The following is a 25,034-nucleotide window of genomic DNA, read 5'->3' as shown; positions in this document are numbered from 1 at the left end:
GGTTCGGTATCGTGGCGCCGTGATTCTCGAACGATTTCGTCTTGACGGGAAGGTCGCGGTCGTCACGGGGGCCTCGTCGGGCCTGGGCGTGGCCTTCGCCCGGGGCCTGGCCGAGGCCGGAGCCGACGTCGCCATCGGCGCGCGGCGGGCCGAACGGCTGGAGGAGACACGGCGGCTGGTCGAGGAGACCGGCCGCCGTTGTGTCGCCGTGGCCACCGACGTGACCTCACCCGACGACTGCGCCGCCCTGGTCTCCGCGGCCGTCGCCGAGCTGGGCGGGGTCGACATCCTGATCAACAACGCGGGGGTCGGGACCGCCGTGCCCGCCCTCAGGGAGACCGCCGAGGAGTTCCGCGCGGTCGTCGACGTCAACCTCAACGGGGCCTTCCACATGGCCCAGGCCTGCGCCCGGGTGATGCGTCCCGGCTCCTCGATCGTGAACATCGGGAGCATCCTGGGCGAGACGACCGGAGGGTTGCCGCAGGCGGCCTACTCGGCGTCCAAGGCGGCGCTGACCGGGTTGACCAGGGATCTCGCGCAGCAGTGGACGGGGCGCCGGGGCATCCGCGTCAACTGCCTGGAGCCGGGGTTCTTCGCCTCCGAGATGACCTCGCAGTACCCCGAGGGCTACCTGGAGAAGGCGCTGGCCCTGCGGGTGCCCGCCGGGCGGGTGGGGGAGGCCGAGGAGTTGGTCTGCGCGGCCATCTTCCTGGCCTCGGCCGCCGGATCGTACGTGACCGGGGCGGTGCTTCCGGTGGACGGCGGAATCCTGATCACCTGACGGCTTCTTAAAGCCGGAAATTTGGGCATTTGCTATACCTGGGCAGGGAATTTCATGACCTGGGGGTGGGCGGTGCTGCGCAGACTTGGCGCCGGGTTCGTGCTGGCGGGACTACTCGTGTCGGGCTGCGGCGCGATCGAGGCGGCCGGGCCGCCCGGCGACTCGGGAGGCGGGGGGTCGTCGTCGGGGACCAACCCGCTCGACAACCCCGAAGGCACCAAGCCCGGTCTGGCGGCGATCACGTCGGAGGCCGATCGCAAGGAGGCCCTGGAGCTCATCGAGAAGGTCGACACCAAGGGACGCGGCCCGAAGACCGGCTACGACCGGGACGACTTCGGCTACGCCTGGGCCGACAACGCCGACGGCATCCCCCTCGCCCGCAACGGCTGCGACACCCGCAACGACCTCCTCCAGCGCGACGGGGAGGACGTCGAGTTCCGCGGCGGCTCCGACTGCGTGGTCGTCTCGATGACCCTCGACGACCCCTACACGGGCAAGACCATCGACTGGCACAAGGAGGACGCGGCCGAGGTGCAGATCGACCACGTGATCCCGCTGTCGTACAGCTGGCAGATGGGCTCCTCGCGGTGGAGCGAGGCCGAGCGCAAGCGGCTGGCCAACGACCCGCTCAACCTGCTCCCGGTCGACGGCTCGACCAACTCCTCGAAGAGCGACTCCGGGCCGGCGGCGTGGTTACCGCCGGTGCGGAAGATCCGCTGCTCCTATGTGGTCAGGTTCGCCCAGGTGGCGCTGAAGTATGACCTGCCGGTCACCACGGCCGACAAGGACATCATGCTGACGCAGTGTGCCTGACCGGGCTCCTGAGTGGGCTCCTGATCACTTCGCGCCCCGGACCTCCAGCGCCGCGAGCAGTTTCGCGCTCGCGGCGGTGATCTCCGCGACCGCCTCGTCGAAGGCCGCCGCGTTGTGCGCGGCGGGGGCGCGGAATCCGCTGATCTTGCGGACGTACTGGAGCGCCGCGGCCTCGATGTCGTTGTCGGTCACGTTGTCGGCGAACGGCGGGCGCAGGGTCTTGATGCTTCGGCACATGCCCACAATTTAGCCCCGGACGCCGAAGACCTCCGCGCCGAAGTCGTCGGCGATCTTCCGCAGGCCCCGGGCCAGTTCGTCGCGGTCGAGGGCGGAGATGCGCTCGGCCGGGCCCGACACCGACATGGCCGCCACCACCCGGGAGCCGTCGGCCACCGGGACCGCCAGGCAGTGGACCCCGGACTCCTCCTCGCCGAGGTCCATGGCGTAGCCCCGGTCGGCCACCAGCGACAACTCGGTCATCAGGGCGCCGACGCTGGTGATGGTCCGGTCGGTGCGCCGGGGGAGGCCGGTCCGCTCGAACACCGCCGCCGCGTTCGGGTGGTCGGCCAGCAGGACCTTGCCGACGGCGGTGCTGTGGGGCAGCACCCGGCGGCCGACCTCGGCGAACATCCGCAACCGCCGGGGCGAGGGGACCTGGGCGACGTACACCACGAAGTCGCCCTCCAGGACGGCCATGTTGGCCGTCTCGCCGGACAGTTCCACCATCTTCGCCAGGTAGGGCTCGGCCCACGAACCCACCAGCCGTTCGGCCGCGCCGCCGATCCGGACCAGGGCGCCGCCGAGCGCGTAACGCCGGTCGGACTCCTGCCGGACGTACCCGCGCAGGAGGAGCGTCTGGAGCAGGCGGTGGATGGTGCCGTAGGGCAGGCCGGTCCGGGCGGCGATCTCCGACAGGCCCGCCTCGCCGCCGTGGTCGGCCAGGGCTTCGAGCACGTCGAGCGCGCGCTCGACCGACTGGACGCTCACCGCACCGTCCCCAGCCCCCGCAGGGACGCGTCGAGGACCTGGGCGGTGTGGGCGACGGGGATGGGCGGGCGGCCGAGCCGCCGCATGGCGGTGGTGATCTGCATGGTGCAGCCGGGGTTGGCCGAGACGAGCAGGTCGGCGCCGGTCTCCTCCACCCGGGCCGCCTTCCGTTCCCCGAGCTCCCGGGCGGGGGCGGGCTGGAAGAGGTTGTAGGTGCCGGCCGACCCGCAGCAGATGGCCGACTCGGAGATCTCCCGCACCTTCAGGTCCGGGATCTCGCCGAGCAGCTCCCTCGGCTGGGCGCGCACCCCCTGCGCGTGGGCGAGGTGGCAGGCGTCGTGGTAGGCCACGGTCATCGGCAGCGGGTGGCGTTCGGCGACCGGGCCCAGTTCCACCAGATATTCGGCCAGGTCGCGCACCTTCAGCCGGGAGGCCCGGAGCCGCCAGTCGGGGTCGTCGGCCAGCACGTCGGCGTAGTCCTTCATCGACGACCCGCACCCGGCGGCGTTGACCACGACGGTGCCGACGCCGGCCTTCTCGAAGGTCTCGATGGTCTTCTTCGCGAACCTGCGGGCGTCGTACCCGGAATGCAGGGACAGCGCCCCGCAGCATCCCTGACCTCGCGGGATGACCACGTCGCAACCTTCGAGCGCGAGCACCCGCGCCGTCGCCCGGTTCACGTCGGGGAAGAACGCCCCCTGCACGCACCCGGTCAGCAACCCCACCCGGGCCCGCCGCCGCCCCCGCGCCCGGACGAGCGCGGGCAGCGGCCTGGTGCGCGACCGGGGCGGCGTGAGCTCGGCCAGCGCCCCGAGGGTCGGATGCACCCGCTCCAGGAACGGCGCCAGCCGCCGGTTGAGCCGGGTGAACGGCTTGACCAGCCGCAGCCGCCGGGGATAGGGGAACAGGGCGAACACCAGCGCCCGGACCGCCCGGTCACGGGGCTCGCGGGTGTGCTCCCGCTCGACGACGGGGCGGGTGTGCTCGATGAGCCGGTCGTACTGGACCCCCGAAGGGCACGCCGTCACGCACGCCATGCAGCCCAGGCACGCGTCGAAGTGGCCGGCCATCTCGGGCGACATCTCGACGCCCTCGTTGTGCTGGGCCATCAGGTGGATGCGGCCGCGGGGGGAGTCCATCTCCTCGCCCCACAACACGTAGGTCGGGCACGTCGGCAGGCAGAAGCCGCAGTGCACGCAGTCTTTGATCAGCTCTGGGTCCATGTCACACGCCTCCCGCGAGCCGGCCGGGCGACATGCGCCGGTCGGGGTCGAAACGCTCCTTGACCCGCCGCGTCAGCGGCAGCGACGGGATCGGGCCCCACCGGTCGCCGGTGAACTCGCCGGCCAGGCCCACGAGGCGGGCGTCGCCGGGCAGCCGCGAACGCCACGCGTCGAGGTCGGTCGCGCCCGAGGCGAGGTAGACGCCGGTGGCGAGCGAGCCGCGCACCGACACGCCCTCGGGCACGTGGGGCGCCACGCGGCAGCGCAGCGACGCCAGCGGCGAGCCCGGCGGGCGGCCCCACCACGACGGCGGGTCGGCGCGCAGTTCCCCGCCGCCGAGCACCTCGCGGGCGGCTTCGGCGCGGTCTCGGGCCGCCGAGCCCTCGAACAGGGCGGCCACCATCGACAGGCCCTCGGCCGGGTGGTCGATCTCGACGGCGCTCGGTTCGAGCTGGGACCGCAGCAGCGCCCCGGCGTCCTCCCAGCCCTCGCACTCGAAGGTGAGCCAGCGGCGGTCGGCGGGCAGCGGATGGAGCCGGAACGTCGCCTCGGCGATCACGCCCAGGGTGCCGTAGGAGCCGGTGAACAACTTGCCGAGGTCGTAGCCGGCGACGTTCTTCACGACCTTGCCGCCGGCCCGCGCGATCGTGCCGTCGGCCAGCACGACCGTCACGCCGATCAGCAGGTCGCGGGCGTTGCCGTAGCGGTAGGCGCGCGGGCCCGGCGACGGGGCGGCCAGGGTGCCGCCGATGGTCGCCTCGGGGAAGGGCACGTCGAGCGCCAGCTCCTGCCCGGCGCCGGCCAGCACCTCGGCCAGCCGGGCCAGCGGGATGCCCGCCTGGACGCGGACCACCAGGTCGCCCGCCACGTGTTCGAGCACCTCGTGCATGGCCGACAGGTCGAGCAGCACGTCGACGCGTTCGGGCGGGGCCGCCCAGCCGAGCTTGGTGCGCGCCCCGGCCGGGGTCACCGCCAGGCCGGCGTCGGCGCAGGCGCCCAGCACGACCGAGATCTCCTCGACGCTCTCGGGCAGCGCGACCCACCGGGGGACCACCCCGCCCACCGCGTCGGCGGGGCCGCCGTCGCGGATCGTCACCCTCGTGTGGCCGAGCATCAGAAGATCTCCCCGGGTGAGCCTTTGCGGACGCGGGGCACCTCGCCGCACAGGCGCGGCGTCGGGAACACCTTGCCCGGGTTCGACCGGCCGCCGGGGTCGAAGGCGCAGCGCACCCGTTGCATGGTGTCGAGGTCGGCGTCGGTGAACATCCGGGGCATGTAGCGGGCCTTGTCGACGCCCACGCCGTGTTCGCCGGTGATCGAGCCGCCGTGCAGGATGCACAGGTCGAGGATCCGGCCGCTGACCACCTCGGCGCGCTCTCCCTCGCCGGGCGCGGTGTCGTCGAACAGCACCAGCGGGTGGAGGTTGCCGTCGCCGGCGTGGAAGACGTTGGCGACCCGGATGCCGAACTCGTCCTGCAGCGCGTCGATCCCGGCCAGCACCTCGCCGAGGCAGGTCCTCGGGACCACGCCGTCCTGGACGATGTAGGCGGGGCTGATCCGGCCGACCGCGGCGAAGGCCGACTTGCGGCCCTTCCAGATCTTGGCCCGCTCGTCGGCCGAGGCGGCCACCCGCTGCTCGAACGAGCCGGTCGCCACGCAGATGGCGATCACCTCGGCGAGTTGCGACTCGACCTCGGGCGCGGGCCCGTCGAGCTCGACGATCAGCACCGCTCCCGCGTCGGCCGGATAGCCGCAGGCCACGGCCGCTTCGGCGGCCTCAATCGCGAGGGCGTCCATCATCTCGATCGCGGCCGGCAGGATGCCCGCGCCGACGATCGACGACACCGCCTGGCCGCCCGCCTCGATGGTCTCGAACGCGGCCAGCAGGGTGGTCACCGATTCGGGCGCGCGCATCAACCGGACCGTGATCTTGGTGGCGATGCCGAGCGTGCCCTCCGACCCCACGAACGCGCCGAGCAGGTCGTAGCCGAAGTCGTCTTCGGAGATCTCGACGATCTCGCCGTCGGGGGTGACGATCTCCAGGGCCTGTACGTGGTTCACGGTGAACCCGTATTTGAGGCAGTGGGCCCCGCCCGAGTTCTCGGCCACGTTGCCGCCGATCGAGCAGATCTGCTGGCTGGAGGGGTCGGGCGCGTAGTAGTAGCCCCGGTCGCGGACCGCCTCGGTGATCGCCAGGTTGGTGACCCCGGGCTCCACGACGGCCTGCCGCCGGTCAAGGTCGACCGAGAGGATGCGCCGCATCCGCGACGTCACGATGAGGACCCCGTCGGAGCGCGGCAGCGCCCCGCCGGACAGGCCCGTGCCCGAGCCGCGCGCCACGAACGGCACGCCGAACTCGGCGCACGCCCGCACCACCGCCGCGACCTCTTCCGCGGTCTCCGGCAGGACCACGACCATCGGGGTCGCGCGATGGTAGGTGAGGCCGTCGCACTCGTAGGTGCGCAGCCGGACCGGGTCGGTGATGACCCGGTCAGGCGGAAAGACCGCTTCGAGCCGGTCGAACACCGTCACGGCATCTGAGAATACGCCGGAAGAGTCAAAAACTCGGCGAAGTCGTCGTCAAGAGCGACCTGTTTGAACAGCGCGGTGGCCTGGGTGAACAGGGCCTCGTCCCAGATCGGCTCGGTTCTGATCTTGGCGAGCTCCTCGTCGATGATGCGCTCGACGAGCTCCTTGGTGACCACCTCGCCGGTGTCGGCGAGCTCGATGTCGTTGTGGATCCACTGCCAGATCTGCGACCGGGAGATCTCGGCGGTGGCGGCGTCCTCCATCAGGTTGTGGATGGCCACCGCGCCGCTGCCGCCCATCCAGGCCGCGAGGTAGCGCAACGCGACGTCGACGTTGTTGCGCAGGCCGGTCTCGGTGATCTCGCCCGGGGTCTTGGAGACCGACAGCAGGTCTTCGGCGGTGACGCTCACGTCCTCGCGCAGCCGGTCGAGCTGGTTCGGCCGGTCGCCGAGCACGCCGTCGAAGACCTCCGCGCAGATCGGCACCAGGTCGGGGTGGGCCACCCACGAGCCGTCGAAGCCGTCGCCCGACTCGCGCGTCTTGTCGGCCCGCACCTTCTCCAGGGCCACCGCGTTCACCTCGGGGTCTCTCCTGGACGGGATGAAGGCGGCCATGCCGCCGATGGCGTGCGCGCCGCGCTTGTGGCAGGTCCGCACCAGCAGTTCCGTGTACGCCCGCATGAAGGGCGCCGTCATCGTCACCGTGTTGCGCTCGGGGAGCAGGAACTCTCGGCCCCGGGTGCGGAACTTCTTGATCACGCTGAACAGGTAGTCCCACCGGCCGGCGTTGAGGCCGGCGGAGTGGTCGCGCAGTTCGTAAAGGATCTCCTCCATCTCGAAGGCCGCCGGGTAGGTCTCGATCAGGACCGTGGCCCGGACGGTGCCCAGGGGGAGGCCGAGCGTGTTCTGGGCGGCGACGAAGACGTCGTTCCAGAGGCGGGCCTCCAGGTGGGACTCGATCTTCGGGAGGTAGAAGTAGGGGCCCTTGCCCTTGGCCAGCAGGCGGCGGGCGTTGTGGAAGAAGTAGAGCGCGAAGTCGAACAGCGACGCCGAGACCGGCCGCCCGTCGACGGTCAGGTGCTTCTCGTCGAGGTGCCAGCCGCGCGGGCGGACCACGATCGTGGCCAGTTCCTCGTCGGGCCTGAGCGTGTAGGACTTGCCGCCGCTCTCGAAGTCGATCTCGCGGTCGAGGGCGGCCCGCAGGTTGAGCTGCCCGTTGACGTTGTTCTCCCAGGTGGGGGAGTTGGCGTCTTCGAAGTCGGCCAGCCACACCTTGGCGCCGGAGTTGAGCGCGTTGATGGTCATCTTGCGGTCGACCGGGCCGGTGATCTCGACCCGGCGGTCTTCCAGGCCGAACGCCGGGGGCGCCACCTGCCAGTCGCCGCGCCTGATCTCCTCCGTTTCGGGAAGGAATCCCAGCATGCCCCCCGCCGACAGTTCGGCCTGGCGGGTCTGGCGCGCGGCCAGCAGGTCGCGGCGGCGGTCGTCGAAGGCCCGGTGGAGATCCGCCACGAAGGCGAGGGCCTCGGGGGTGAGGATCTCGTCGAACCGGTCGGACATCGGGCCGTGGATCTCAACGCCGTCGGTCATCGCCCACTCTTTCCATGATGTGGAAATCATCTTCTGTCCAATGGAAGATTATCAGAGGGCGTTCCTGAGGGTCCTCTCAGGGAGCCCTGGGGGCCATCCCCGATGGGAGGGCGGGCCCCGGGCTCGCAGACTGAGGGCATGAGAATGAAGAGCATCGCGGCCGCGGGCCTGCTGGCCGGATCCGCGCTGGTCCTGACCGCCTGCGGCGATCTCGACCTCGACTTCGGCCTCCGCAGCGAGGCGGTCGAGAAGTACGACGTCACCGACGCCGTCACGGCCCTGCGCATCCAGAGCGGGTCGGGCGACGTGGTCGTCACCGAGTCGGCCCGCACCGGCATCGCGGTGACCGAGACCCTCCACTACCGGGGCGACAAGCCGACCGACGGCCACGAGCTCGGCGACGGCATCCTCACTCTCGCCTACAAGTGCGGAGACTGCTCGATCGACTACGACGTGCAGGTGCCCAAGGGCCTGAGCGTCAAGGTCGACACCGGTTCCGGCGAGATCACGCTGCGCTCCCTCAGCGGCCCGGTCGACGTCTCGACCGGCTCCGGCGAGGTCGACGCCAGCGACCTGCTCGCCAAGACCTTCGTCGCCGAGGCCGGTTCGGGCAGCGTCGAGGCGAAGTTCGGCGCCGCCCCCGACTCGGTCACCATCGAGACCGGTTCGGGCGACGGCATCGCGTGGGTGCCCGGCGGCACCTACCACGCCACCCTCCACACCGGCTCGGGCGAGCAGACCCTCGAAGTGGCCAACGACCCGGCCGCCCCCAAGAAGATCGTCATCCAGTCGGGCTCGGGCGACAGCAAGGTCCTCAAGCTCTAACGCACGGGGTGGTTCGAGCGGAACGTCCCCAGGGGGTCGCGCCGGGACTTGATCCGGCGCAGGCGGGCGAACGTCTCGGCGGGGAACGCCGCGTCGGCCGGTTCGTCGTGGCCGAGGAAGGTGAACACCTTGCGGTCCGACGTGCAGGGCGCCAGCGCCCGCGCGATCGAGGCCTGCCGTTCCCTGATCGGCCCGGCCAGCTCCGGCCAGGGCAGCATGCCGGCGGCGTGGACCTGGTACTTCTCCGTCAGGTGGCCACAGGCGCCCCCGTCCGGACGCTCCACCGCCAGGGCGCCGCCGAGGTGGCGGATCGTCACGAAGGTGAGCGGGGCGACCGTGCCGGGGCCGGTCGCGGCCAGCAGCGTGGCGGCGGCCCGGTCGTCGAGGTCGGTCAGCAGGTGTGAGGTGAGCAGCGCGGGGCTGGGGTCGGTCGGCTCCATGCAGATCTCGGCGAGCCGGTCGACCGGCATCGTCCCCCGGGTGTCCATGACCGCGCCGGGGATCGTGTCGAAGCGGGCCAGCAGCTCGCGGGCCTTCTCCTCGCCGCCCAGATAGGTGGCGTCGAGGCAGACCGCCGACAGGCCGCGCAGCGGCTCGGGCAGCTCGGGGAACGGCGGGAACTGCAGCAGGCTGAACCACACGGTCAGCTCGTCGGGGGCGGCGCCGGTGACCTCGCGGAAGGCGGCCAGCACCTCGGCGGCGCGGGCGGCGGGCCACATGATCCGGCCGCCGAACAGCTCGGGGGCCGGGAACAGGCCGATCTCGACGGCGGTGACGATCGCGTAGTCGCCGCCGCCCCCGCGCAGCGCCCAGAACAGGTCGGGGTCGGCGCCCGCGGTCACCCGCCGGTGCTCGCCCTGGGCGTTCACCACCTCGAAGGCCACCACGGCGTCCGCGGCGAAGCCGTGCTTGCGGCCGAACCAGCTCAGCCCGCCGCCGAGCACGAACCCGGTCACGCTCACCGCGCCGGTGCTGCCGGCCAGGCCGGTCAGGCCGTGCTTGGCGGCGGCGGTCAGCACCTCCTGCCACGACGCGCCGGCCTCCACCCGGGCCACCCGCTCCTCGGGACGCACGTGCACCGCGCGCATCCGGGAGGTGCGCAGCAGGATCGCCCCCTCGAACCCGGCCGACGGCGCGTGGCCGTTGGGCTGGGTGGCGACCGACAGGCCGTACCGGCTCGCGTGCCGGACCACGGCCGCCACGTCGGCGGCGTCCTCGGCCTCCACGACCGCCAGTACACGCTGGTCCACCGCGCCGTCCCATGGCTCGCGGGCCTGGTCGAACCCCTCGTCACCGGCGGCCAGCACACGGCCGCGGACCACCTGCCGCAAGTCGTTGATCATGATTCCTCCTCGTTCGTCTGGGTCGAGGATCGATCGGGCCGTTTGAGGCCGAATTGGCGTGCAGTTGGAACGTGACTTGAAGCCGCTTTGAAGGGGGGCGGAGCGGGTCGTAGTGTTGGCGTCGATCGACGCAAGGAGAACCGTGGAGCCGCTGTTCTTTCGCCTGTTCGGGCCGCTGGAGGTCCGGCCGGGAGACGGCGGGCCCCTCGACCTGGGGCCGCCCAAGCAGCGGGCCGTCCTGGCGCTGCTGGCGCTGGAGGCCGGGCACATCGTGCCGCTCGACCGGCTCATCGACGAGTTGTGGGCCGACGAGGCGCCCTCCAGCGCGACGGGAACGTTGCAGGCCTACATCTCCCACCTGCGCCGGGCCCTGGAACCGGGCCGCGCGCCGCGCACGCCGCCCAAGGTGCTGGTGACGCGGGAACCCGGCTACCTGCTGGCGGTGCCGCCCGGCCAGGTCGACCTGGCCCGGTTCGCCCGGCTGGCCGACGACGGCCGCCGCATGCTGGTCAGGGGCGACCACCCGGGCGCGCTGGAGGCCCTCGACAACGCGCTCGACACCTGGCGGGGCGAGCCGCTCGCCGAGTTCGCCGACTACGCCTTCGCCGGCCCCGTCGCCGCCCGGCTCACCGAGCTGCACGCCTCGGCCTCCGAAGACCGGTTCGAAGCCCGGCTCGCGCTGGGCGACGCCGCCTCGTGCGTGGCCGACCTCGAACGGCTGGTCCGCGCCCACCCCTACCGGGAACGGATGTGGGGCCTGCTGACCCTGGCCCTCTACCGGTCCGGCCGGCAGGCCGACGCGCTGGGCGCCCTCCGGCGGGTGCGCGCCCTGCTGGCCGACGAACTCGGCCTGGAGCCCGGCCCCGAACTGCGGCGCATCGAGAAGGCCGTCTTCGAGCAGTCGGCCGACCTGCCCGGCCCCGCGCCCGAGACCCCGGTCGCCGTCGCCGCGCCCGTCCCCGCCGCGCCCCGGCTGATCGCGCGCGGCCCGCAGCTCGCCCGGATGGCCGAGCGGGTGATGGAGGCCCGGCGCGGCCGGGGCGGGATCGTGCTGGTCACCGGCGAGGCCGGAATCGGCAAGACGCTGTTCGCCCGGACCGCCGGCGAGGAGGCCCGCGCGCTCGGCCTGCGGGTGGTCTGGGGCCGCTGCTCCGAAGGCGACACCGCGCCCGCGTTCTGGCCGTGGCTGCAGGCGGTCCGCGAGCTGGGCGAGGCCGGCCGGGAGGCGGCCGCGCTGCTCTCGGGCGACGTCGCCGGGCCGACCGCCGACCCGGGCGCGGCGCTCTACGACCTCCACGACACCGTGTTCGCCGCGTTCGCGGCGGGCGGGCCGACGGTGGTCGTCCTCGACGACCTGCACGCCGCCGACATCGCCTCGCTCCGGCTGCTGAGCTTCGCCGCCGGGCAGGTGCACCACCGGTCGGTGCTCATCGTGGCGACCCTGCGTCCCGAGCCCGGCCGGGAACCCGAGCAGCTCAGCGGCACCCTGGCCGGGCTGGCCCGCGAACCCGGCACCGAACGGCTGCCGCTGCCGCCCTTCGGCCTGGCCGACGTCGCCGCCTTCCTCGGCCGCGACGACCCCGCCCTTGCCGAGACCCTCCACCAGCGGACCGGCGGCAACCCCTTCTACCTGGGCGAGCTCCTGCGCCTGGCCGACAGCGAACACGGCCTGAGCGAGGTGCCCGACGGCGTGCGCGAGGTCATCGGCCGCCGCGTCGCCCGGCTGCCCGACCGCACCCGCGACCTGCTCCAGGTCGCCTCGGCCCTGGGCCGCGACGTGTCGCTCGACGTGTTGTCGGTCGCCGCCGGAGAGCCCGCGGAAGTGGTCATGTCCGACCTCGAACCGGCCGTCGCCGTCGGCCTGCTGGCCGAGTCCGACGGGTTCGACTACCGCTTCAGCCACGTCCTGGTCTGCGACGCGCTCTACTCCGGCCTGCCCCGGCTCGCCAGAGCGCGCCTCCACCTCAAGGTCGGCGAGGCGATGGAGTCGCTGCCCGGCGGCGACGTCACCGCCCGCCTGCCGGTGCTGGCCCACCACTTCGCCATGGCCGCCCGTGTCGGCGGCGCCAGAAGGGCCGTCGAGTACGCCGCCCGCGCCGCCCGCAGGGCCTGCGCCCAGCGCGCCTACGACGAGGCCGTCGAGCTCTACAAGCGGGCGCTGGCCGCCCACGGAGCCGCCGACCCCGCCAAACGGGTCGAACTGCTCACCGAGCTCGGCCGCGCCCAGCGGGCCACCGGCGACGTCGCGGGCGCCCACGCCGTGCTGGAGGAGGCCATCGAGCTGGCCGAGACCCTCGGCGACCGCAACGCCATGGCCGAGGCCGCCATGGTCTACGGCGGCGTCACCGTCTGGAACTGGCGCTTCTACGGCGTCGTCGACGACCGCATGGTCGCCCGGCTCGAAGACCTGCTCGCGGGCCCGCTGGAGGACTACCAGCGGGCCGCGCTCCTCGGCACCCTCAGCCTGGAACTCCACTACGGCCCGAGGGTCCTGGAGGGCCGCGCCCACGCGCTGGAGGCCGTCGAGATCGCCCGCCGCCTCGGCGACCCCGGCCTGCTGGCCCAGACGCTCAACAACGCCCTGAGCGCCTTCTGGACCGAAGACGGACTGACCCGGCGCGCGGCCTGGTGCGACGAGATGCTGGCGCTGCCCGGCCTGCCCAAGTCGACCGAACTGGTCGCCCGCATCATGCGCATGGTCGTCACCCTGCAACTCGGCGACCTGCCCGCCTGGCACGCCGACCTCGGCCGCTGCCGCCGCCTGCTCAGCGAGGTCCACCGCCCCGACCTGGCCGCCATGGTCTGGGTGGCCGAGTCGACCGGCGCCGCCCTGGCCGGCCGCTTCGAGGAGTCCCTGCGCTACTACGAGGCCGACACCGCCCGCCTCCTGGGCGCGACCACCATGTGGGGCCTCGACGACTGCCGGGTCCTCGCCCGGTACGTCGCCAAGGAGGCCGAGGGCCGCGCCGGAGACCTGGCCGACGAACTGATCGCGATGGCCCACGAGCCGGTGCACGCCTCCCTGCGCACCGCCGCCGTGCTGGCCGCGATCGACGCCGGCCGGATCGAGGAGGCCCGGCGGCTGGCCGAACGCTGGAGCGGCTACACCCCCCTCGACTGGAGCCACGACTTCATCACCCGGGGCTGGGGCCTGGTCGCGGCCCGCATCGGCGTGCCCGACCCGGCCGCCAAGTACGCCGAGCTCGCCCCCTTCGCCGGCCAGTTCGTCGTGATGGGCAGCTCGGTGACCTGCTGGGGCTCGATGCACCTGGTGCTGGCCGAACTCGCCGCCGCCACCGGCCGCCCGGACCTGGCCGCCGACCACGCCGCCGCCGCGCTCGACGTCCACTCCCGCCTCGGCCTGCCGCACCTGACCGGGCGCAGCCGCGCCCTGCTCGACCGCTACGCCACTGAGCTGGGGGCTTAACGTGATGCGCGGGATTCCCGTGTCGTGCCACCATCGATGGGAAGACACGGTGGTGTCGCATTGTTGTCAGGAGAAATGACGTATATGCCTAACGAGCCAGAAGACATCGGCGATTACGAACTCGAAGAGCGTCAGGCGCTACGGCGGGTCGCGGGTCTTTCGACGGAGCTCGAAGATGTCACCGAAGTCGAATACCGGCAGCTCCGCCTTGAGAGGGTCGTCCTGATCGGGGTGTGGACCAGCGGCACCTCCTTCGACGCCGAGAACTCCCTCCAGGAACTGAAGCTGCTGGCCGAGACGGCGGGCTCCGAGGTCCTCGAAGGACTGATCCAGCGGCGCGACCGGCCCGACCCGGCCACCTACATCGGTTCGGGCAAGGCGGTCGAGCTGCGCGACATCGTCGCCTCGACCGGCGCCGACACGGTGATCTGCGACGGTGAGCTGACCCCCGGCCAGCTCCGTCAGCTCGAAGAGGTGGTGAAGGTCAAGGTCATCGACCGCACCGCCCTGATCCTCGACATCTTCGCCCAGCACGCCAAGAGCCGCGAGGGCAAGGCCCAGGTCGAACTGGCCCAGCTCTCCTACCTGCTGCCGCGCCTGCGCGGCTGGGGTGGCAACCTGTCCCGCCAGGTCGGCGGACGGGCGGCCGGCGGCGTCGGCATCGGCGGCCGCGGCCCCGGTGAGACGAAGATCGAGCTCGACCGCCGCCGCATCCGCGAGCGCATGGCCAAACTCCGCCGCCAGATCAAGGAGATGTCGACCGCCCGCGACACCAAGCGCCACTCGCGCCGCCGCCGCGAGGTCCCCGCCGTGGCGATCGCCGGCTACACCAACGCCGGCAAGTCGTCGCTGCTGAACCGCCTCACCGGCGCGGGCGTGCTGGTCGAGGACGCCCTGTTCGCCACCCTCGACCCGACGGTACGCCGCGCGCGCACCCCCGAAGGCCGCCTGTTCACCCTGGCCGACACGGTGGGTTTCGTGCGCCACCTGCCCCACCAGCTCGTCGAGGCGTTCCGCTCGACCCTGGAGGAGGTCGGCGACGCCGACCTGATCCTCCACGTGGTCGACGGTTCCCACCCCGACCCCGAGTCGCAGCTCGCCGCCGTCCGCGAGGTCTTCGGCGAGATCGAGGGCGCCCGCGACATCCCCGAGATCGTCGTGATCAACAAGGCCGACGCTGCGGCCCGCGAGGTCATCGACCGGCTGACGATGCGCGAGCGCCACAGCATCGTGGTCAGCGCCCGCACCGGCCAGGGCATCTCCGAGCTGATGGACCTGATCGAGCAGGAGCTGCCCCACCTCGACCACGAGGTCCACGTGCTGATCCCCTACGACCGGGGCGACCTGGTCGCGCGGGCCCACAAGGAGGGCGAGGTGCTGTCGGTCGACCACACCGGCGACGGCACGATCCTGCACGCGCGGGTTCCGTCGACCCTGCACTACGAGCTGGACAAGGTGGCCAAGCCGGTGGAAACCGTCTAATTCTCCACCTTTTCCGTAAAGCGGCAGGAAAGCGGCGGTGGCTAGCATGCTTCGCCGTTGGTACGATATGGCGAACCTCACGGCGAATTTCGCCGTGAGTGCCGTTACGCGTGGGGGACGCGCGCTTTACCGGGCCCAACCTGGGGGAATGGGCTCGGGCGTGACAGGAGAGCAGGGCGGGCCAACCGGATGCCCAGGAGGCGAACCGGCGTTCTTCTCAATAACCCTGTACAGCGAGGCGACCTGTGAAATAACGTAACTGGACTGAAATCGCCGAGGCGATCCCCGGCGATCGGTCCATCGCACAACCCGGTGCGCGATGAGAGCAGGAGACCCCCCAATGACGTCCGGACACGGAGCGGACCCGGCGGGTCCACCGGTGGTGACGACATTGGCGTCCTCATTGGTGGTGGTCGGATGACCGTTAGGCTGCTCACGAACATCGGCCGCCTCTGGACCGGCCACGATGTCTGCAGCAACGCCTCGATTCTCGTCCACAACGACCGCATCGCCTGGGTCGGCCGCGCGGCCGACCTGCCGCAGTCGGTCCCCGGCGTCGTCGACGACATCACCGACGTCGACCACGTGGAGAACCTGGGCGGGGCCCTGGTGACCCCCGGTCTCATCGACGCCCACACCCACCCGGTGTACGCCGGCAACCGCTACGCCGAACTGGCGATGCGCTCGGGCGGCTCGACCGCCTCCGCCATCACCGCCGCGGGCGGCGGCATCGGCTCCACCGTCACCGTGACGCGCGGCACCGACCCCTGGACGTTGTGCAACGGCGTCCGCGAACGCCTGCGCGAATGGCTCCTCAGCGGCACCACGACCGTCGAGGCGAAGACGGGCTACCACCTGACGCGCGACGGCGAACTCGCCGACGTGCGCCTTCTCCGCGAACTGGAGAAGGAACCGATGATGCCGCGCGTCCACGTGACCTTCATGGCCGCCCACGTGGTCCCGCCGGAATACTTCGGCCGCCAGCGCGACTACGTCGAGGCCGTCGCCGCCTGGTGCGCCGACGCCGCGGCGGCCGGCGCCGACTCGGTCGACGTCTACTGCGACGACGGGCACTTCTCCACCGAGGAGGCCCGCTGGGTGCTGGCCTCCGGCCGTAACGTCGGCCTGCTGCCCCGCGTCCACGCCGGCGCCTACGCCAAGCGCGGCGCGGTGCAACTCGCGGCCGAGATGGGCTGCGCGTCGGCCGACCTGCTCCACCACGTGACCGACGAGGACATCGCGCTGATGGCCCGCTACGGCGTGCCCGCCGTCGTCTGCCCCGGCACCGCCCTCCAGCAGGGCTCGTTGCCCCCGGTCCGCCGCCTGCTGTCGCAGCACGTGCCCGTCGCCCTCGGCAGCGACCACAACCCCGGCCACTGCGGCATCACCTCGATGTCCCTGGTCATCAGCCTGGCCGTGGCCGCCTTCGGCATGAGCGTCGGCGACGCCCTCCGCGCCGCCACCCTGGGCGGCGCCCAGGTCCTCGGCGCCCCCGACCGCGGCATCCTCGCCCCCGGCCGCCTGGCCGACATCGTTCAATGGGACGCCGACCACGAAGGCGCCTTCGCCTGGGCCTTCGGCCTGAAGCCCCGCCGCGTCTGGCGCGGCGGCACGCCCGTGCAGTAGATGACGGTCGCCGTCGTCACCGACTCGACCGCCTACCTGCCTCCCGGCGAGGCGTCGCGGTACGGGATCACCGTGGTACCGGTGACCGTGGTCGTCGGCGACCGCGAGTTCCTGGACGGATCCCCGACCTCCGCTGAGGCCGTGTCCGCGGCGCTCCGGGTGTCGTCGGCGGTGACGACGTCCAGGCCCTCTCCCGAGCGACTTCTGAGCGTCTACGAGGCCGCCGCGGCCGGCGGGGCCACCGGGGTGGTGTCGGTGCACCTGTCGGGCACGATGTCCGGGACGGTGGAGGCGGCTCGGTTCGCCGCCCAGTCGGCCTCCGTGCCCGTCGAGGTCGTCGACAGCCGGTCGGTGGGGATGGGGCTGGGTTTCGCCGTTCTCGCGGCCGGGGTCTCCTCCGCTCTCGGGGAGCCGCTTTCCTCTGTTGCTGCGGCAGCTCGGCGGTGTGCCGGGGGGACCTTCTCCTTCTTTTACGTGGACACGTTGGAACATCTGCGGAAGAGCGGGCGGATCGGGGTCGCCGCCGGGCTGTTGGGGAGCGCCCTTGCCGTGAAGCCTCTCCTGCATGTCAGCGGTGGGGCCGTGTCGGTGCTGGAGAAGGTGCGGACTGCTTCTCGGGCGCTTTCCCGGTTGGAGGATCTGGCTGTGGTGGCGGCGGGGGACGAGGTCGTGAACCTGGGGGTGCAGCACCTGGGGGCCGCTGAACGGGCCGGGGGGCTGGTGGAGCGGTTGCGGGGGCGGGTGCCCAAGGTGGCGGCGGTTTGGGTGGGGGAGATCGGGGCGGCCATCGGGGCGCACACGGGGCCCGGGGTGGTGGGGGTTACGGTTTCGCCGGCTTGAACCGTCTTCGCGGTGGTGAAGGCTGTGACGGCATCGAGGCCCGCCTTCGGATCGAAGGGCGTCCTCTCTCCCAGATCCGTGGGCGGACCTGTTTCTCGGCGAGATTCACTCACCGGGTGTCGCTACGGCACAGGCCCGGCCCACCTGCTCTGTCTCATGCGCGAAGAACCGGGGCCGGACCCCGTCGTCGTGTGCTGGGAGCACCCCAAGTGACCTTCGGATTCCGTTGGCATGGCCGCGTCACCTTGGGGAGGGGCGCTCCGACCATCCCTCTGCGCCGGGCGGTTCTCCGCTGTCTACGCGAAGGTGACGTCGCTGGTGTCGACGACGCCGGCTTCGCGGCCCGGGGCGGTCTGGAACTTCCAGTAGAGGTTCGTGTGGGCGATGACCTGGTCGACCGGAGGGGCGCCGTAGGCGGTGAGGTCTTCGGTCGTGTGGGCGTCGCCGACGAGGGTGACGTCGTAGCCACGGGTAAGAGCGCCGTGGAGGGTCGAGCGGATGCAGGCGTCGGTCTGGGCGCCCGTGACGATCAGGCGGCCCACGCCGCGTTCGGCGAGGACGGTGTCGAGGTCGGTGTCCTCGAAGGAGTCGCCGTAGAGCTTGTGGACCAGGGGCTCGGGGTCTTCCCGGGTCAGCTCGGGGACGTACTGCCAGTCGTCGCTGCCGTATTCGAGGCCGTCGTCCGAGTGCTGGACCCAGACGACCGGGACCTTCTCCGCGCGGGCCTTGCCGATCAGCGTGTTGATGTTGGCGACCACCTCGTCGCGGCGGAGTGCGCCCTCGACCACTCCGTTCTGGACGTCGATGACGAGCAGGGCGGTGTTCGGGCGGTTGGGCAGGGTCGTCATGGGGATCTCCTGGTGCTCCGTGTGAACGGTGACGTGCACACGGTAGGGGTGGGCCGGCGGCGTCTGGCCAGGGCTTTCGCCGTCGGCTTTGGTGCGCGTCCACACTAGGACGGGGCACCGACAAAACCCGATGGCCTGATCCCGGACGCACCCGGTCTGCGGCCGTGGGATGCGTCGCGAAGGTGGTGCCGTCGTCGTGAGCTCCGGTTGAGCGGGCGTTCGGTCGCCGTGTCGGGGCCCGCCGGGGGCTGAGGTGATTTGGGTGTGGAATCACAGGTGGGGAAAACCGGGGCGCAAAGTCTGGATTGCCATGGATTCCGGCTTCTGTTCTCTGTGGGTTATCCACAGAATCGAATTCCGGGTCGGCGGGATCATCAGGTGAGGCTTTACCTTCTCCGGGTGCGTAGCAGGGAGCGGGAAAGTCACCAAGCCGTGGCGCAGGCGCGTCTCAATCAGATCGTCGATCGGCCGCCGCCATCGTTCGGCGCCGTCCAGCCTCAACCGGTGTATCCGGCGCGGTCGGGTTCCCGTCCGACGAGGCAGGTAGGTCACAGAGGGCGTGATCCCTATCAGGTCGAGCCGCCATCCGATTATCAGGACGGTGCGGCTTCGTCGGCTTTCGGTGCTCCGCCCGACCAGATCGGCGATTCCCCTTCGTTCGGGGTTGATCGGTCGGGGCCGATGGATCCTGGGCATTCGGATTCCCGGCCGACGAGAGCGGTCGATCCTTACCGGCCTGATGTGCACGGCCGTGCGTCTTCCTCTCGTGGCGGTCCGTCCAACCAGGTCGGTGATTCTCTTTCGTTCGGGGTTGGTCAGTCGGGGCCGATGGATCCTGGGCATTCGGATTCCCGGTCGACGAGAGGGGTCGATCCTTACCGGCCTGATGTGCACGGCCGTGCGTCTCCCTCTCGTGGCGGTCCGCCCGACCACGTCGGCGATTCTCTTTCGTTCGGGGCTGGTCAGTCGGGGCCGGTGCATTCGGGTTCCCGATCGGCGAGAGGGTCTGACCACGATCAGCCCTTTGGTGCTCCCGCCGACCGGATCGGGGATTCTCAACCGAAGTATCCGGTGCAGTCCGAGTCCCGATCGACAATGCCGGCACGTCCCCGAGGTCGTGATCCTTACCTGGCCGAGTCTGATCCCCAGGCCGGTGCTGCCCTTTCACCCGGTGGCGTGCCGCCCTCGTTCGGGAAGGCGCCGCCATTGCCGAGGTGGCCGCTTCTCGATGAGGACGAACTGGCCGACGACCTCGACGGTCCGCTCGACCCGGGGCGCCGGGGCATCAAGGGGCTGATCGTGGTGGGGGTCGTGGCGGCGCTGGTCGCCGTGGCCATCGCGATCTGGACGCGTCCACGGGAGGAACCGCTGGCGCCGCCGACCCCGGTGGCCGGGTCGTCCGTCGCGCCCAGTCCAGCGCAGTCGGCCGCCGTCGCCGAGGTGACGGTCTACGTGTCGGGCAAGGTCAAACGTCCTGGGGTGATCGCGCTGCCGCTGGGGTCGCGCGTGGTCGACGCGATCATGGCAGCGGGCGGGCTGAGACAGGGCGCCCAACCGGGAGGGCTCAACCTCGCCCGCCGGGTGATCGACGGCGAGCAGATCGCGGTGGGCGAACCCGGGGTGGCGGCACCGCCGCCCGGGGTCACGGAGTCGGGTGTGGTCAGCCTCAACACGGCGACCGTCGACCAGCTCGACCGGTTACCCGGTGTGGGAGAGGTGCTGGCGCAGCGGATCGTCGAATACCGCGACACCAACGGGGGATTCCAGAGCATCGAGCAGCTACGCGAGGTCGAGGGCATCGGCGAGGCCAAGTTCGCCGACCTGAAAGACCAGGTCACGCTGTGACGAGCAATTTCCCGTACGACCGACAAGCGCCCGACACGAACGGGTGAGGGGTTGAGATCGACGTCCATGCAAGACGTCGGCCCATCTCGTGCTGGACCCGTAGCCGGTTGGGGGTGACGGCCGGCACTGGCGAGAGGTCGATTCCACACCGGACCTGCAGCCATCTCGACCGGCGATCGGTTCTGCCAAGAAGGCGGTTCCAGCCCATCCCACTCCCGTAGCCCAGGAAGTCAGCGTCATATGAGCAGCCGGTTGCACCCGCGCAGCACCCTCCCACTGGGTGACAGGCTCAAAGCGCGAATCCGGCAACGGACCGACCGCTACCGCCCCAAACGCCCAAGAGACGACGAGCTCCTCACCCCGCCCGCCAACGTCTGGCAAGGTCACTCCGTCGAACTCGTCGTCCCGGCCGTGGCGGCCTGGCTCGCCGCGCTCATCCTCATCGGTCTCCCCGCCTGGGCCTCCTTCCTCGCCGCCGGACTCTTCGGTCTGGTCGCCCTGTCGAGAAGACGGATCCTCGTCGCGGTCGCCATCGCGGGATGCGCCGTCTCGGCAGTGGTCGGCGTCAAAGTCCACGGCGTCACCTCGGGCCCGCTGGCGGAGATGGCGAAGAGGAACGCCACCGTCTCGGCCGAACTCGTCATCTCGGCCGACCCAAGAGTCAAAGGCGACCTCGTCTTCGTCGAGGCCCGCGTGGTCGCCGTGGACCGGTTGAGGCTCGACGCCCCCGTGCTCGTCTTCGCCCGGGGCGAGAACTGGCCCGCCCTCCTCCCCAGCCACCATGTCAGAGTCTCCGGCCGTCTCGGCGTAGCGGAACCGGGACAACTCCTCGCTGCCGTCTTCATGGCCCGGGGCGACCCGGTCGTCCTGGCCTCGCCATCGACGTCCCACGGCATCGCGGGCGCCGTGAGAGCGGGGCTGAGAGAGGCCAGTTCCGTCCTGGGCTCGGCCGAACGCGGGCTCCTCCCCGGTCTGGTCGTCGGCGACGTCACCAACCTCGGTGAAGACGTCAAGGCCGACTTCAAGACCGCCGGGCTCTCCCACCTCACGGCGGTGAGCGGGGCCAACCTCGCGATCATGGGCGGCGCCGTCCTGCTCCTGGGCCGGGCCGTGGGGCTGACGCTCGTCTGGCGGGCCGTGCTCGTCGTGGTCGCCATGGTGGCGTTCGCGTTCGTCGCCCGATTCTCGCCGAGTGTGCTGCGGGCCCTCGTCATGGGCACGGTCGCCGCGCTCGCCCTCGGCGCCGGCCGGCAGAAGGACGGCGTGTCGGCCCTGTCGGTGGCCGTTCTGCTGTTGCTGTTGTTCAACCCGGGTCTGGCCAGGGAGTACGGGTTCGCCCTCTCGGTCTCCGCCACCGCCGGCATCATCCTGCTGGCCCCGTACTGGCGGGATCGCATGGCTCGCAGGATGCCCCTCTGGTGCGCCGAGGCGATCGCGGTGCCGGCGGCGGCGCAGGTCGCGGTCACGCCGATCCTCGTGCTCATGTCGGGGGAGATCGGGCTCGTCGCCATCCCCGCCAACCTGCTGGCCGGGCCTGCCGTCGCGCCGGCCACGATCATCGGGTTCGTCGCCGCGCTCACGGCGCCGATCAGCATGGACCTCGCCCAGTTGGTCACCCGCCCGGCCGGGCTGGCCGTCGGGTGGATCGTCCTGGTCGCGGACCGGGCGGCCGACGTACCGGCGGCGACCATCGGGTGGCCCGGCGGCCTGGTGGGGGTGGCGCTGCTCGTACCGGTGGGGATCGCCCTCTGGCATCGGGGGGCCAGGCGCGTCAGTCTCGCCGTCGCGGGCGGGGTGCTGGTCGCGACGCTCGTGGCGGGGCCGGTGGTGTCCGGTTGGCCGCCCAGCGGGTGGCTCATGGTGATGTGCGACGTCGGGCAGGGTGACGCGATCGTGCTGCGCGCCGGAGACGGGGCGGGGATCGTCGTCGACACCGGGCCCGAACCTGATCTCGTCGACGCCTGCCTCGACCGTCTCGGCGTCGACGCGGTGCCGCTGCTCGTGCTCACCCATCCGCACGCCGACCACACCGGCGGGCTCACCGGGGTGTTACGGGATCGGCGGGTGGGCGCGGTCGTGGTCAGCCCGAAGCGGGTCGTCAGTCCCGAACTGGCCGCGCGCCGCATCCCCGAATGGGTCGTCACGCCCGGCACCACCTGGAGGTTCGGCGATCTCGTCCTCACCGTCGTCGCGCCCGCGCCCGACGCGCCCTCCAAGGGCGCCGGGGAAGGGTCGGTGCTGAACAACGCCAGTGTGGTGCTGCACGCCAAGTGGCCGGGCCTCTCCGCGCTGCTCGCCGGTGACCTGGAGACCGAGGCGGAGTCCGCTCTCGTACGCACGATCCCGCCGGCCGACATCCTCAAGGTCCCCCACCACGGGAGCGCCCGGCAGGACCCCGCCTTCCTGGCCGCCGCGCGCTCCCGGCTGGCCCTGATCAGCGTGGGCGCCGGGAACGACTACGGCCACCCGGCCGACTCGACCCTCGCCACGCTGACCATGCTCGGCGCGCGCATCCACCGCACCGACGTCCAGGGCGACATCGCGGTCGTGACCAGGGAGGGCACGCCGGCCGTGGTCGCGCGGGGGCCGTGATGTGGCATGCTGCCGGGATGGGGAACGCCGCGCCGGTGACGCTCGTGTCGGGTGACGAGGAACTGCTCGCCGACCGGGCGGTCGCGTCGGTGGTCTCGTCCGTACGCGCCGAGGAGCCCACCGCCGAGGTCCACGACCTCGTCGGGGGGAAGGTCGAGCCCGGCGAGCTGACCCGGCTGATGTCGCCCTCGCTGTTCGGCGACCGGTCGGTCGTGGTGGTGCGCAACGCCCAGGACCTGACGAAAGACGTCGTCACCGAGACGGTGAAGTACGCCGCGCATCCGTCCGACGACGTGACCCTCGTGCTCGTCCACCCGGGCGGGGTGAAGGGCAAGGCGCTGGTCGACGGGGTGAAGAAGGCCGGCGCGCAGGTGGTCACGGTCGCCAAGCTCACCAAAGCGGGCGAACGCATCGACTTCATCCGCAACGAGTTCCGCGGTCTCGGCCGTACGATCGCGCCCGCCGCCGCCCACGCCCTGCTCGACGCCGTCGGGAGCGACCTGCGCGAGCTGGCGGCGGCCTGCAGCCAGCTCGCGTTCGACACCCAGGAGAAGACGGTCGGCGAGGCCGCCGTGGCCCGCTACCACCGGGGCCGGGCCGAGGTGAGCGGCTTCAACGTGGCCGACATGGCGGTCGAGGGCAAACTCGCCGAAGCCCTGGAGCAGCTCCGCTGGGCCCTGTCGACCGGCGTGGCCCCCGTCCTGATCGTCAGCGCCCTGGCGGGCGGCCTGCGCAGCCTCGCCAAGGTGTCGGGCGCGCCGCGCAACGCCAATGAGAACCAGCTCGCCGGGCGGCTGGGCATGCCCCCCTGGAAGATCCGCAACGCCCGCCGCCAGCTCAACGGCTGGGGGCCCGAGGGCCTGTCCCGCGCGATCCAGGCGGTGGCGACGGCCGACGAACAGGTCAAGGGCGGCGGCACCGACGCGGCCTACGCCCTGGAGAACACCGTCCAGACCATCGTCCGCAGCCGAAACGGCCGCTGACCCCTCTGCGCCGACTCGCCCGAAACGGCGGCCTCCGGCCGGATGCCGCTTATGCTCTGCCAATGCCCGGCGATCTTCCGATTCTGTTCCTGGACGTCGACGGCCCGGTCATCCCCTTCGGCGGGCACCACCCCACCCGTAACTCCCACGCTTCGTCACGGGAGAACCCGTTGCTCGCCCGCGTCGACCCGGCGCTCGGTCCCAAGCTCGCGGCGTTGCGCTGCGAACTCGTCTGGGCGACCACCTGGGCATCCCAGGCCAACGACGTCATCGTGCCGATCCTCGGCCTGCCCGACCTGCCCTACGTCGACTGGCCCGACGCCGACGAACAGGGCGAACTCCACTGGAAGACTCGCCACCTGGTGGAGTGGGCCGCAGGCCGTCCCTTCATCTGGGCGGATGACGAAATGACGGACATCGACCGCCGCTGGGTGGCCCGGCATCACCCCGCCCCCGCCCTGCTCCACCAGGTGCGCCCCCAAGACGGCATGACAGACGCCGACATTCAGCTCATCGGCGCATGGCTCGCCGGATCGCCGACGGTCGAGTGACGGCCCTACCCGGGACGCCGGGACCGATGTGGCCAGGCGCCGGCGGTGTTCAGGCCGCCGACGTCTCCGCCTCCAGGAAGACCCCGTCCCGCAGCTCCAGCACCCGGTCGGCCAGCGTGATCAGGCTCGGGTCGTGCGTGGCCACCACCGCGGTGACCCCCTCGCTCCGCACCAGCGCCCGCAGCAGTTGCATGATCTGCCGGGCCGTCTGCGAGTCGAGCTGCCCCGTGGGCTCGTCCGCGATCAGCAACTTCGGCCGGTTCGCGAGAGACCGCGCGATCGCCACCCGCTGCTGCTGCCCGCCGGAAAGCTCATAAGGCCGCTGGTTGGCATGCTGCTCCAGCCCGACCAACGCCAGCAGCGCCTTCACCCGCTCGTCCCGCTCCTTGGGCGCCGTCCGGCTCAGCCGCATCGGCACGCCCACGTTCTCCGCGGCGGACAACACGGGGATCAGCCCGAACGACTGGAACACGAACCCGATCACGTCGCGCCGCAGCTCCAGCAGGCCCGCCTCGGGAAGGGCCGTGACCTCCTTCCCGTCGACGAAGACCCGGCCCTCGGTGGGCGCGTCCAGGCCTCCGAGCAGGTTGAGCAGGGTCGTCTTCCCCGACCCCGACCGGCCGCGGACGGCGATGAGTTCGCCGGGGGAGGCGGTGAAGGACACCCCACGCAACGCCTCGACCCCGCGCGGGTAGACCTTCCGCAGGTTTTCGACCACGACAAGCGGTTCGCTCAGCAAAACTTCTCCAG

General features: G+C 71.7%; 20 protein-coding genes. 11 read left to right on the top strand and 9 right to left on the bottom strand.

What is annotated here, in order from left to right:
* Positions 1–19 precede the first annotated feature (19 nt).
* Both AW273_RS11675 and AW273_RS11670 read left to right on the top strand, forming a co-directional pair.
* Positions 20–781 carry an SDR family NAD(P)-dependent oxidoreductase gene (locus AW273_RS11675; RefSeq protein ID WP_232327305.1) on the top strand — a complete coding sequence of 254 codons (762 nt, stop codon included), beginning with the start codon at positions 20–22 and terminating at the stop codon, positions 779–781.
* A gap of 54 nt (positions 782–835) precedes the next feature.
* Positions 836–1,594 carry an HNH endonuclease family protein gene (locus AW273_RS11670; RefSeq protein ID WP_062348137.1) on the top strand — a complete coding sequence of 253 codons (759 nt, stop codon included), beginning with the start codon at positions 836–838 and terminating at the stop codon, positions 1,592–1,594.
* A gap of 24 nt (positions 1,595–1,618) precedes the next feature.
* On the opposite strand, the gene AW273_RS11665 is transcribed toward AW273_RS11670, so the two are convergent.
* From AW273_RS11665 to aceB, 6 genes are read right to left on the bottom strand one after another with little or no spacing between them, the layout of a single operon-like run.
* Entirely contained in the window at positions 1,619–1,831 is a 213-nt protein-coding gene (locus AW273_RS11665; protein ID WP_062348135.1) for a DUF2277 family protein, read from the bottom strand.
* A gap of 9 nt (positions 1,832–1,840) precedes the next feature.
* Positions 1,841–2,581, bottom strand: coding sequence for an IclR family transcriptional regulator (locus tag AW273_RS11660; protein ID WP_062348133.1), 741 nt, complete (start codon positions 2,579–2,581; stop codon positions 1,841–1,843).
* Positions 2,578–3,804, bottom strand: a complete 1,227-nt coding sequence (locus AW273_RS11655) for a (Fe-S)-binding protein (RefSeq protein WP_062348131.1) — start codon at positions 3,802–3,804, stop codon at positions 2,578–2,580. The genes AW273_RS11660 and AW273_RS11655 overlap by 4 nt, the downstream gene beginning before the upstream one ends.
* Position 3,805: 1 nt before the next feature.
* Positions 3,806–4,918: an FAD-binding oxidoreductase gene (locus AW273_RS11650; RefSeq protein WP_062348129.1), complete on the bottom strand. Its 1,113-nt coding sequence runs from the start codon at positions 4,916–4,918 to the stop codon at positions 3,806–3,808.
* Positions 4,918–6,336 carry an FAD-binding oxidoreductase gene (locus tag AW273_RS11645; RefSeq protein WP_062348128.1) on the bottom strand — a complete coding sequence of 473 codons (1,419 nt, stop codon included), beginning with the start codon at positions 6,334–6,336 and terminating at the stop codon, positions 4,918–4,920. The genes AW273_RS11650 and AW273_RS11645 overlap by 1 nt, the downstream gene beginning before the upstream one ends.
* Complete coding sequence (aceB, locus tag AW273_RS11640; RefSeq protein WP_062348126.1) at positions 6,333–7,922, bottom strand: malate synthase A; 1,590 nt, start codon at positions 7,920–7,922, stop codon at positions 6,333–6,335. The genes AW273_RS11645 and aceB overlap by 4 nt, the downstream gene beginning before the upstream one ends.
* A gap of 138 nt (positions 7,923–8,060) precedes the next feature.
* Here aceB and AW273_RS11635 point away from each other — a divergent pair, with 138 nt between their 5' ends.
* Positions 8,061–8,747 (top strand): DUF4097 family beta strand repeat-containing protein, encoded by a 687-nt coding sequence (locus AW273_RS11635; RefSeq protein WP_232327303.1) that lies wholly within the window; start codon positions 8,061–8,063, stop codon positions 8,745–8,747.
* Here the strand turns inward: AW273_RS11635 and AW273_RS11630 are convergent.
* The gene (locus AW273_RS11630; protein ID WP_062348122.1) at positions 8,744–10,090 is read right to left on the bottom strand and encodes an FAD-binding oxidoreductase; all 1,347 of its coding nucleotides are present in this window, start codon (positions 10,088–10,090) and stop codon (positions 8,744–8,746) included. The two genes, AW273_RS11635 and AW273_RS11630, sit on opposite strands and share 4 nt — an antisense overlap.
* 142 nt (positions 10,091–10,232) lie before the next feature.
* On the opposite strand from AW273_RS11630, the gene AW273_RS11625 reads away from it, so the two are divergent.
* The 4 genes from AW273_RS11625 (at position 10,233) to AW273_RS11610 (ending at position 17,465) form a co-directional block, all read left to right on the top strand.
* Positions 10,233–13,517 carry an ATP-binding protein gene (locus AW273_RS11625; RefSeq protein WP_062348120.1) on the top strand — a complete coding sequence of 1,095 codons (3,285 nt, stop codon included), beginning with the start codon at positions 10,233–10,235 and terminating at the stop codon, positions 13,515–13,517.
* A 75-nt stretch (positions 13,518–13,592) separates the two neighbouring features.
* The gene (gene hflX, locus AW273_RS11620; protein ID WP_062348118.1) at positions 13,593–14,999 is read left to right on the top strand and encodes a GTPase HflX; all 1,407 of its coding nucleotides are present in this window, start codon (positions 13,593–13,595) and stop codon (positions 14,997–14,999) included.
* Between the two features lie 417 nt (positions 15,000–15,416).
* Positions 15,417–16,625, top strand: coding sequence for an imidazolonepropionase (hutI, locus tag AW273_RS11615; protein WP_030450768.1), 1,209 nt, complete (start codon positions 15,417–15,419; stop codon positions 16,623–16,625).
* Positions 16,626–17,465: a DegV family protein gene (locus tag AW273_RS11610; RefSeq protein ID WP_062348117.1), complete on the top strand. Its 840-nt coding sequence runs from the start codon at positions 16,626–16,628 to the stop codon at positions 17,463–17,465.
* Between the two features lie 296 nt (positions 17,466–17,761).
* Here the strand turns inward: AW273_RS11610 and AW273_RS11605 are convergent, their stop codons facing one another.
* Entirely contained in the window at positions 17,762–18,313 is a 552-nt protein-coding gene (locus AW273_RS11605; RefSeq protein WP_062348115.1) for a cysteine hydrolase family protein, read from the bottom strand.
* Positions 18,314–19,519: 1,206 nt separating this feature from the next.
* Between AW273_RS11605 and AW273_RS11600 the strand changes: the two genes are divergently transcribed.
* The 4 genes from AW273_RS11600 (at position 19,520) to AW273_RS11585 (ending at position 24,284) form a co-directional block, all read left to right on the top strand.
* Positions 19,520–20,158 (top strand): ComEA family DNA-binding protein, encoded by a 639-nt coding sequence (locus AW273_RS11600; RefSeq protein ID WP_232327300.1) that lies wholly within the window; start codon positions 19,520–19,522, stop codon positions 20,156–20,158.
* Positions 20,159–20,398: 240 nt separating this feature from the next.
* The gene (locus AW273_RS11595) at positions 20,399–22,750 is read left to right on the top strand and encodes a DNA internalization-related competence protein ComEC/Rec2 (RefSeq protein ID WP_083949689.1); all 2,352 of its coding nucleotides are present in this window, start codon (positions 20,399–20,401) and stop codon (positions 22,748–22,750) included.
* Between the two features lie 17 nt (positions 22,751–22,767).
* Positions 22,768–23,733 carry a DNA polymerase III subunit delta gene (gene holA, locus AW273_RS11590; RefSeq protein WP_062348113.1) on the top strand — a complete coding sequence of 322 codons (966 nt, stop codon included), beginning with the start codon at positions 22,768–22,770 and terminating at the stop codon, positions 23,731–23,733.
* 62 nt (positions 23,734–23,795) lie between these two features.
* Positions 23,796–24,284 carry an HAD domain-containing protein gene (locus tag AW273_RS11585; protein ID WP_062348111.1) on the top strand — a complete coding sequence of 163 codons (489 nt, stop codon included), beginning with the start codon at positions 23,796–23,798 and terminating at the stop codon, positions 24,282–24,284.
* Positions 24,285–24,333: 49 nt separating this feature from the next.
* Here the strand turns inward: AW273_RS11585 and AW273_RS11580 are convergent, their stop codons facing one another.
* On the bottom strand, positions 24,334–25,023 hold the full coding sequence (locus AW273_RS11580) for an ABC transporter ATP-binding protein (RefSeq protein WP_062348109.1): 690 nt from the start codon (positions 25,021–25,023) through the stop codon (positions 24,334–24,336).
* Positions 25,024–25,034 lie beyond the last annotated feature (11 nt).

Origin of the sequence: Herbidospora yilanensis, from assembly GCF_001570565.1 — a bacterium.
In the GTDB taxonomy this organism is placed as follows: domain Bacteria; phylum Actinomycetota; class Actinomycetes; order Streptosporangiales; family Streptosporangiaceae; genus Herbidospora; species Herbidospora yilanensis.
Note: the sequence above shows the minus strand (reverse complement) of the source record. Positions and strands in the feature narration are given on the sequence as shown.